This is a genomic window from uncultured Lacinutrix sp. (assembly GCF_947500605.1).
GTDB lineage: Bacteria > Bacteroidota > Bacteroidia > Flavobacteriales > Flavobacteriaceae > Lacinutrix.
This window is the reverse complement of record NZ_CANMSJ010000014.1, coordinates 58,867-68,717: the sequence shown is the minus strand read 5'-3', so window position 1 is coordinate 68,717 and position 9,851 is coordinate 58,867. Positions and strand designations below refer to the sequence as shown.

Sequence of the window (9,851 nt, the reverse complement as noted above, 5' to 3'; positions counted from 1 at the left end):
AAGATTCTTCAGTCGTGCCTCCTTCTGAATGACATATATAATGGTTATTAATTTGAATATCATTTATAACACAAATGTAATAAAGAAAAAAACTGCAATACAGAGTAAAACTGTCATTCAGAGCACAACTGTCATTCAGAGCGAAGCGAAGAATCTCTAACAAATAACAAACAATAAAAACCACCTAAATAAGGTGGTTTTTTTTATGCTTCAAAATAAATTACAATACAGAGTAAAAGTGCCATTACAAGTACAACTGTCATTCAGAGCGAAGCGAAGAATCTCTAAATCAAATCAAAAGATTCTTCAGTCGTGCCTCCTTCTGAATGACATCTGTAATAGTTATTAATTTGAATATCATTTATAATACTAATGCAATTGAAAACAAAACTGCAATACAAAGCAAAATCGTCATTCAGAGCGAAGCGAAGAATCTCTCAAACAAATAACAAACAATAAAAACCACCTAAATCAAGTGGTTTTTTTTATGCTCTTAACAAATTACAATACATTTTATTAAAATGTATTGATTAAAAATGTATATTTGACATATGTATAGCAAAGAACTCACAAAAGGAACATTAAAACCTATCATTTTAAAGCTGTTAAGTCAGCATGATAAAATGTATGGTTACGAGATTACCCAAAAAGTAAAAGAACTTACCAAAGGAAAAATAGACATTTCAGAAGGTGCCTTGTATCCTATTTTGCATAAACTGGAACACAATAAGGTTTTAGAAACCGAAAAAGTATACATCGGTAAACGCGTTCGAAAATACTATTCGGTAACAAAAACTGGAGAACAAGTAATAAAAGAGCAAACTGAACAGATTAACGATTTTATAAAAACACTATCATTAATATTTAACTCTAAATCTATAGCAAAATGATATTAACAGACCAACAAATAGACTACATACAAACCAATTTAGAGTTATACGGTTTAAAAAACAAAGCATTAAAAGAAGACATTCTAGATCATATTTGCACCTATATAGAACACACCGAACACAGTAATTTCGACCAAGCCTATAAAAACGCAATTCAGCAATTTGGTGGTTATTTAAACATCAATCAAATAGAGAGAGAAACCAACGCACAACTCTATTTTAAATCGGCTAAAAACCGAAAAAGACTATTATCTATCTCAGAGCTTTTAGCAGCAATACTAGTAACCACAGGATGTCTATTTAAAATTATGCATTGGCCTTACGCAAGCACTATAATATTTGCAGGTTTTGCCTTTTTAATAGCCATACCATTACCTCTTTATTTTTACAATAAACATAAAGAACACGCACTTAAACATCAATCTTAATACGAACATTAAAATCAATCAAAATGAAAAAATCAGTTTATGTTTTATGCTTTCTAGCATTATTTACACTTAGCACAGGAGTTTTATTCGAAACTTTACATTGGCCTTATGCAGCTTGGATACTATTTATTGGCTTTCTGCTCTTTAATTTTGCTTTTTTACCAACCTTGTTTTACAAGCTATACAAACAAGATGTAGCTAAAATTTAATTATCGCTTTCGCGGAAATACAAAACCACCTCTTCAGGTGGTTTTTTTATGTTCTTACTTTCCATTTACCAAAAACTAAAAGCGTCTTATTTTAAGTAGTTTAGCATGATTTCTATAAGAGAAATTTACGTAGTTGTACGTATAGATTTTCTAATTCAAAACAACTAACTTCGTTAAACGATTGATAAAAAACATTAAAACGATTTTCTATCAAAGAAACATTGCCAACAATATGAAAAAACCCATATCTCCCTGCTTTTTAATTCTATTTCTTTTGTCATTTATGTTCTGTGAAAGTCAGGAAAATAAAAAACCAGAAATAATTGAAACACCAAAACACTTTAAAATTCTCGATGAAAAAGAAGGCGATTTAGATAAAGATGGCGTTTTTGAAAAAGTTATAGTTTACGACACCGAAAAAGAAACGGATATGGGGACGGAAAGGCAAATATACATTTACAAAAAGAACCATAACAAATGGGAATTGTGGAAAAAATCAGTTGGAGCCATACTACCAAGTCAACATGGAGGAATGTTGGGCGATCCTTTTCAAGGAATTTCCATTGAAAGAAATTGTATTGTAATTAATCATTCAGGAGGCGCTCGTCAAAAATGGCATTATACGCATAGATTTAGGTATCAAAATAATTCTTTTCAATTAATCGGAGCAACAGTAAATTTTGGTTCACCTTGTGATAACTTCTATAATTTTGATTATAATCTTTCAAACGGTAAGATTAATTATAAAAAAGAAACAAGCGATTGTATAAATAAAAGTTCGAAAATTGAGAAAAAAGAAATAACAAGAAAACTCAAAACGTTGCCAACTATGGCTAACTTTTATCCTGGAAATAACAAGTTTTTCTTTCCTAATTCTGAAACTATAATTTATTATTAAATAAAAATACTGTTGCCAAAACGGTATCTAATTAATAGTTTAAAACATATAATCAACAACATTCAACAAACTGAAAAAAAATTAAATCCCTCAATTTTTGCCGTTCAGTAAAAGCCCAATAGAACCATAAACTCTATACCTACAAACACATTCTATTTAGTGCTTCAAAACCCACAAAACCTTTCAACCCAAAAACCAATAAAAACAATTAACAAAACATAAACATACCAACTAGTATTTTTTATTAAATTTGTAACATGCAACAGGAACTAAAATCGGAAATTACTAAACAGCTAATTATTGATAAGGCCTTTAATTTATTTTATCAGAATGGTTTTAAAACAACCAGCATCGATAAAATAATGAAAGAAACCACATTAAGTAAAGGTGCATTCTATCACCATTACAAAAGCAAAAAAGAGTTAGGTTTAGAGGTTATTAGTTTAAAAGTTGAAAAAAGAGTTGTTAATGGCATGATTGCGCCTTTAAGGCAATCAGGTAACGCCTACCAGATTATTAAAGATGTTTTTACAAATAGATTAAAAGAATTTTCTATTAACGAAAAACAACAAGGTTGCCCAATGAACAACCTAATTAACGAAATCGGAAATAACGAAATCGCCTATCAAAATGCTCTAAAAAATATTATAGAGCTCTGGAAAACCGCTTTAGTACAAATAATAGAAAGAGGCAAACAAGAACACACAATAAAAGAAGAAGTCTCAAGCCAAGCAGTTGCTACCTATTTAATAAGTGCTTTCGAAGGCATTAGAGGCATCAGAAAATTATATACTAACGATACTGTTTTAGACGAGTACATCTCTGGCCTTACTTTTTACTTAAATCAAATAAAGAAATAATTTTTTTTTAATCTAAAAACATACCTATTAGTATGTTTATTTAAATACACACAACAATGAAAAATAACAGAAGAGATTTTATTAAAAAATCAACCTTATTAGGATTAGGACTTGCAACAACATCTCAACTTGCCAGTGCAGCGACTGCAATAAATGCTTCGGATGACACTACCGGAATTACAGAAACAAGACCTAAAGTGTTATTTTTCGATGTAAACGAAACACTTTTAGACCTAACAGCCATGAAAGATAGCGTTGGGAAAGTACTTGGTAATAGAAGCGATTTACTACCACTTTGGTTTACAACCATGTTACAATACTCTTTAGTTTCTACAGTTGGTAGGCAGTATAACGATTTTGGAATTATTGGTGCAGCCGCTTTACAAATGGTAGCAGCAAACCATAACATTAAATTAACCGAAACCGAAGCAAGAGAAGCTATACTTACTCCTATTCGTTCTTTACCCGCACATCCAGAAGTAAAAGCATCGTTACAACGCTTAAAAGATGCTGGTTACAAATTGGTTTCATTTACAAACTCGTCTAATAAAGGTGTAGAAACTCAGTTTAAAAATGCTGGATTATTAGAGTATTTTGACCAGAGATTAAGTATTGAAGATATGGGAAAATTTAAACCAGATCAAGATGCATACGCATGGGCTTCTAGAAAAATGGGTGTTCAACCTAACGAGTGCCTATTAGTTGCAGCACACGGTTGGGATATTGCAGGTGCCATTTGGGCAAACTGGAGAACGGCATTTATTAGCAGACCTGGAGCACAATTATATCCGCTTGCACCTAATCCAGAAATTAATGCATCCGATTTAAAATTAGTTACAGATATTCTAGTGTCGTATAAATAAAAGTCCAATTTTTATAAATTAAAACAAACGCAGAATCATGAAAAAAGTAGACAACAAAGTTATTATTGTTACAGGTTCATCTAAAGGCATTGGAAAAGAAGTAGCCATACTATTAGCAAAAAACGGAGCTAAAGTTATAGTAAACCACTCTAACAGCCAGAAAGAAGCAGATGCGACTGTAAATACAATTATAGAAAATGGTGGCAAAGCAATTGCCGTAAAAGCAGATGTTAGCGATAGAGAGCAAGTAACCCAACTATTCGATAAAGCCATACAAGAATTTGGTAAAATTGATGTTTTAGTTAATAATGCTGGAACAATGATTTCTAAAAAATTAAAAGACAATACACAAGACGATTTCACAACGCAATTTAATGTTAATGTAAGAGGTATTTTTAATACGTTACAAGAAGCAGATAGTAAGCTAGCAGATAATGGTATTATTATAAACTTCTCCTCTAGTACTACAAAATTAATGTTGCCAACTTATGCACTTTATTCTGCAACAAAGGCAGCTGTAGAGCAAATAACAAGAGTGTTTTCTAAAGAAATAGGGCGCGGAATATCGGTTAACGCCATTGCGCCTGGAGCTACAGAAACTGAGTTGTTTTTAAACGGAAAATCTCAAGAACAAATAGATAAGTTAAGTAGCATGAATGCTTTTAATAGATTGGCAAAACCTATAGACATTGCAAAAGTGGTATTGTTTTTAGCTAGTGACGATTCTAAATGGATTTCGGGACAAGTTATAGGTGCCAACGGTGCTTTGGTTTAAATAACGTTTTCGCGGAAATACTAAACCACCTTTTTAGGTGGTTTTTTTATGCTTTTATTTTACCATTACGGAAAGCCGTAAAATAGATTCATTTACTTGTTTTAACTTGACTTTTGTTAGAGAAAAATACGTAGTTCTACGTATAGATTTTCTAACTTAAAACGATTAACTTCGTTGAACTTTTGATGAAAAACTTTAAAACGAATTTTATTAGAGAAAGATTGTACACAATATGACAGAAAACTTATCCTACATAGAAAAATTGGAATTACAAATTGATGAATTCGTAAAAGTCATCAATGACATGTTAGATAATTCATCAATTTCTCATAAAAGAATAAATCGTGACCCTAGTTACATTGTAATTGGAGTACATCCATTTTCTTGGAGTAAAAAAGACGAAAAAAACCAAATAAAAGCCAAAAATCTATACGAGAAATTTAACAGTAATTTTGAATTACTACGAGTACAAGCAAACCCTACTCTTTTAAAAAAAATTCAAAAATCTGATAAATGGATTGAAAACATAATTGACCAAAATAAAGCACCTGGTTCTATACAAAGTGCAAAATCAAACCTTTTGTCTAATGTCAATGTTTATAAAGAGTTTTTAAGCTTTTTTAAAGTTGAAAATAAAAGTGTTTTTATAATACCTGATACTAACTCTATAATTCAATTTCCTGAACCAAAATCTTATAGAATAATTACAGAATCTAAAAATTTCAATTTTATAATTTTACCTACAGTACTTTCTGAACTGGATAAACTTAAATTGACTCATAGAAGCGATGATTTTAGAAAAAAAGTAAATTCTGTTATAAAAAGATTAAAAGGCTTCAGAAAACAAGGAAACATATTAGATGGTGTTACTGTGGATAAATCAATATTAGTTAAAATGATTGCAACTGAACCTAATTTCGACAGAACTTTAAACTGGTTGGATTCCAATAATAATGATGATAGAATAATAGCTAATGCACTTGAATTACAAGTTTCATATCCTGGAGATAAAGTTATCCTAATAACATCAGATATAAATTTACAGAACAAAGCTGAACTAGCAAATTTAACGGTTTTTGACACAGATGATTTAGAATAAATACTGTGTACAACACCGTGTATAATTAATTGCTTGTTTTAAGCCTACTTACAAACATTCCTGTGGAATATTCTATCTGTGATTTATTTGCTAACTTAGTTCCTTAAATCACGTAACTAACCATAAACAATCACGTTCAACGAACGAACCAATATTGCATTCCATAATTTTCACGATTCTCTAAAAGTTCATCGACTTTATAATTTCTAAAAAGATAAGCGCTATCTAACAAATTATTTTCAATAAGTAAGTTTGTTAAAACGATAATTCAACTTTATTAACACAAAAAACCACCCAAAAATAATTTTTAAAGCAATGTAAAACCAATTAAAAAATAATATACATTTACTTAAAATTATAATAGCGTTATGCGCTCTAAATGAACAAATACATTGTTGTAAATCAACCTGAAAAATGGAATTTTTCAATTGATAATATTACAGTAATTTCCTCACAAGATTATCTTACAAATCCTAAGTATTCCTTATTAAAGAATGCACGAATTTTCAATTTGTGTAAGGATTACTCGTACCAATCTAAAGGTTATTACGTGTCGCTTTTGGCAGAAGCAAGAGGACATTTACCAATTCCGACTACTAAAAACATTGTAGATTTAAAAACATTAAAACTGGTTAGAATAGTTTCCGATGAGTTTGACGATGTTATTCAGCAAAGCTTAAAAAACATAAAGTCGCAAGATTTTACATTAAGCATCTATTTTGGGCAAAACGTAGCACAAAAATACAAGAACCTAAGCGCCTTGTTTTACAAGCATTTTCAAGTGCCTTTTTTACGTGTAAATTTTAACCACACTACAAAGTGGAACATACAGAGTATTAAAGCCATTTCGGAAGCCGAAATTCCTGTAGAACACATACCAAGTGTTCATGAATTTGCAAACCAGTATTTTGCAAAAAAACGTTACGATACTGCAAAGGTTGCTAATTACGATTTCGATTTAGCCATTTTAGTAAATCCAAACGATCCTGCGCCACCAAGCAATACAAAAGCTTTAAAAAAGTTTATTGAAATTGCCGAACGCATGAATATTTATGCCGAAATTATTGAGCCTAAAGACTTATCTAGGCTATCGTCTTTTGATGCTTTATTTTTAAGACAAAGCACCGAAGTAAACAACGAGGCTTACATGTTTGCAAGAAAAGCACAACAAGAAGGCATTGCTATTATAGATTATCCAGATGCTATTTTAAAATGTTGCAATAAAGTGTACATGGCAGAAGCCTTGCAAAATGCCAATATTAGCACTCCAAAAACAGTAATTGTACATAGCAATAACAGAGCAAATGTTTTAGAACAAACAGGTTTACCTTGCGTGTTAAAAGCACCAGATTCTACATTCTCTTTTGGTGTAAAAAAAGCAAAAACACAAGCCGAATATGATGTTTTGGTAACCGAAATGCTAAAGGAATCCGACTTAATAATTGCACAAGAGTTTTGTCCGTCGGATTACGATTGGCGCATTGGCATTATTGATAACAAACCATTTTTCGCCTGTAAATATTACATGGCAAAAGGCCATTGGCAAATTTACAACTGGAAAGCAACCAATAAAAACGAGCAAGATGGAGATGCAGATTGTTTACCAATTGAAGACGTACCAAAAAACGTAATCGATATGGCATTAAAAGCGGCTAAGCTTATGGGCTTAGGTCTTTACGGTATCGATATAAAAGTGGTAGATAATAAATTAATGGTAATAGAAATTAACGACAATCCAAACATAGATTTTGGTGTAGAAGACGCTTTTTATGGCGATTTGGTGTACACTCAAATTCTTACTGCACTAAAAACACGTTTACAATAACAATGAAAAAACCGTATCACTTATTCGACGTTTATGGTATTGAACTCGAATATATGTTAGTAAATACAAACACATTTAAAGTAGCACCGCAAGTAGACGAGTTGCTAACTAAAAAAGCTGGTAAACTAACAGCAGATATAAACAATGGCGACATTGCGTGGAGTAACGAATTGGTTGCACATGTTATAGAACTAAAAACAAATGGACCCACAAAAAACATCAATGATTTGGCTAAAAAATTTCATGCCAATATTCTAGAAATCGATGCGCTTTTAAAACCATTAAACCTACAGCTTTTAGGGACTGCTTCGCATCCATTAATGCAACCAAATACAGACACGCAACTTTGGAAACACAGTTATAGCGAAGTCTATGCTTTGTACAATACTATTTTTAATTGCAAAGGTCATGGTTGGAGCAATGTGCAAAGCACACATATAAATTTACCGTTTTACAACGATAAAGAATTCGAAAAACTGCATGCTGCAATACGTATTATTCTGCCATTAATTCCTGGACTTTGTGCAAGTTCTCCTATTTTAGAAGGTGAAATTACAGGCTTTAAAGACACGCGTTTAGAGTTTTATAAAAACAACCAAAAGGAGATTCCAGAGTTAACAGGTTTGGTAATTCCGGAACGTGTGTTTTCTAAATTAGATTACCATGCTACTATTTTCGAACCTATAAAAAAGGCCATTGCACCGTACGATAAAGACAAGATTTTAGAGCATCATTTTTTAAATTCTCGTGGTGCTATTGCACGTTTCGATCGTAATGCTATTGAAATTAGATTAGTAGATATTCAAGAATCGCCAACAGCAGATATTGCTATTTGTGCGCTAATTATTGAAGTTTTAAAAGCTTTGGTGAAAAAAGAATTCTGCACTTTAAAGGCACAAAAAAGTTGGGTTAAAGAAGATTTGTTTTTAATTTTAAACGATGCTATTAAACATGCCGAAAACGCAAATGTAGACAATGAAGTCTATTTAAAGCTATTTGGATTACAAGCGCCGGCAACTATAAATACCATTTGGAAACACTTGTACCAAACCGTAAAACCGAAATTACATGCTTCGCATTATGAGGCTATCGAACTTATTTTAGAAGAAGGCACTCTGGCAACACGCATACTTAAAGCTGTTGGCAACGATACTTCTACCGAGCATATTATAACTGTGTATCGCGAATTACAAAACTGCTTAAAAACAAACACGTTGTTTAAGCCGTGAAACTCGTTTTAACTTGCGAGCATGGTGGGAATGTTATTCCTGAAAACTACAGCGGAAATTTTACTAACAAACAAGTTTTAGAGACGCATCGTGGTTTCGATTTAGGAGCATTAGATTTGTTTCAGCATTTGAAGCCATTGGCTAGTGCTTCGTCTTTTAGTACTACCAGTCGTTTGTTAATTGAACTGAATCGTTCCTTACATCATAAAAATCTGTTTTCAGAATTCACAAAAAATTTATCGGCAACCGAGAAAGCTAAAATTATAGACACGCATTATTTACCGTATCGTTCTTCCGTAGAGAAAAAGATTAAAAACTATAGAGATCAAGGCGAGACTGTACTGCATTTATCTATTCATAGCTTTACACCTCAGCTAAATAACACCATTAGAAATTGCGATATTGGTTTGTTATATAATGCTACAAATAAGCAAGAACAAGCCTATTGCAAACAATTAAAAGCAGAACTTGTAAAACAAGATGCGAGTTTTAATGTGCGTTTTAATTATCCGTATTTAGGCAAAGCCGATGGTTTTACTACTTATTTAAGACAGCAGTTTCCAGAACAGTATTTGGGTATTGAGATTGAGGTGAATCAAGAATTTGCTTTAAAAGACAGAATGGATTTAATTATAAAAGAGGCGCTTTACAAGGCTATACAAAGGCTTGCAACTACAAATTAGCCACAAAAAAGACATAAAACACTGTTTTTTATTTAAAAAAACTTAAATTAAGAGGGAGAAACCTAAACAACCAAACTTCTTATTTATTTTTT

General features: G+C 31.7%; 11 protein-coding genes. All 11 read left to right on the top strand.

Translation table 11 applies throughout. From position 1 onward, the window contains the following. Nucleotides 1-551: 551 nt before the first annotated feature. Nucleotides 552-890, top strand: a complete 339-nt coding sequence (locus Q0935_RS15480) for a PadR family transcriptional regulator (RefSeq protein ID WP_100994654.1) — start codon at nt 552-554, stop codon at nt 888-890. After that, on the top strand, nt 887-1,318 hold the full coding sequence (locus Q0935_RS15475) for a hypothetical protein (protein ID WP_299388195.1): 432 nt from the start codon (nt 887-889) through the stop codon (nt 1,316-1,318). Before Q0935_RS15480 ends, Q0935_RS15475 begins: the two co-directional genes overlap by 4 nt. Nucleotides 1,319-1,341: 23 nt before the next feature. Further along, on the top strand, nt 1,342-1,527 hold the full coding sequence (locus tag Q0935_RS15470; RefSeq protein ID WP_299251323.1) for a hypothetical protein: 186 nt from the start codon (nt 1,342-1,344) through the stop codon (nt 1,525-1,527). A 232-nt stretch (nt 1,528-1,759) separates the two neighbouring features. Continuing rightward, nucleotides 1,760-2,425 carry a hypothetical protein gene (locus Q0935_RS15465; protein ID WP_299388193.1) on the top strand — a complete coding sequence of 222 codons (666 nt, stop codon included), beginning with the start codon at nt 1,760-1,762 and terminating at the stop codon, nt 2,423-2,425. A gap of 257 nt (nt 2,426-2,682) precedes the next feature. Next, entirely contained in the window at nt 2,683-3,285 is a 603-nt protein-coding gene (locus Q0935_RS15460) for a TetR/AcrR family transcriptional regulator (RefSeq protein WP_299388190.1), read from the top strand. Between the two features lie 56 nt (nt 3,286-3,341). Beyond that, entirely contained in the window at nt 3,342-4,148 is an 807-nt protein-coding gene (locus tag Q0935_RS15455) for a haloacid dehalogenase type II (RefSeq protein WP_299388187.1), read from the top strand. Between the two features lie 37 nt (nt 4,149-4,185). Beyond that, on the top strand, nt 4,186-4,923 hold the full coding sequence (locus Q0935_RS15450) for an SDR family oxidoreductase (RefSeq protein ID WP_299388184.1): 738 nt from the start codon (nt 4,186-4,188) through the stop codon (nt 4,921-4,923). Between the two features lie 232 nt (nt 4,924-5,155). Further along, a complete protein-coding gene (locus tag Q0935_RS15445; RefSeq protein WP_299388182.1) occupies nt 5,156-6,022 on the top strand; it encodes a PIN domain-containing protein in 867 nt (288 codons plus the stop codon). Nucleotides 6,023-6,401: 379 nt separating this feature from the next. Beyond that, nucleotides 6,402-7,847 carry a RimK family protein gene (locus Q0935_RS15440; protein WP_299388179.1) on the top strand — a complete coding sequence of 482 codons (1,446 nt, stop codon included), beginning with the start codon at nt 6,402-6,404 and terminating at the stop codon, nt 7,845-7,847. Nucleotides 7,848-7,849: 2 nt separating this feature from the next. After that, a complete protein-coding gene (locus Q0935_RS15435; protein ID WP_299388177.1) occupies nt 7,850-9,076 on the top strand; it encodes a glutamate-cysteine ligase family protein in 1,227 nt (408 codons plus the stop codon). Beyond that, nucleotides 9,073-9,759, top strand: a complete 687-nt coding sequence (locus Q0935_RS15430; RefSeq protein WP_299388175.1) for an N-formylglutamate amidohydrolase — start codon at nt 9,073-9,075, stop codon at nt 9,757-9,759. The genes Q0935_RS15435 and Q0935_RS15430 overlap by 4 nt, the downstream gene beginning before the upstream one ends. Nucleotides 9,760-9,851: the final 92 nt, after the last annotated feature.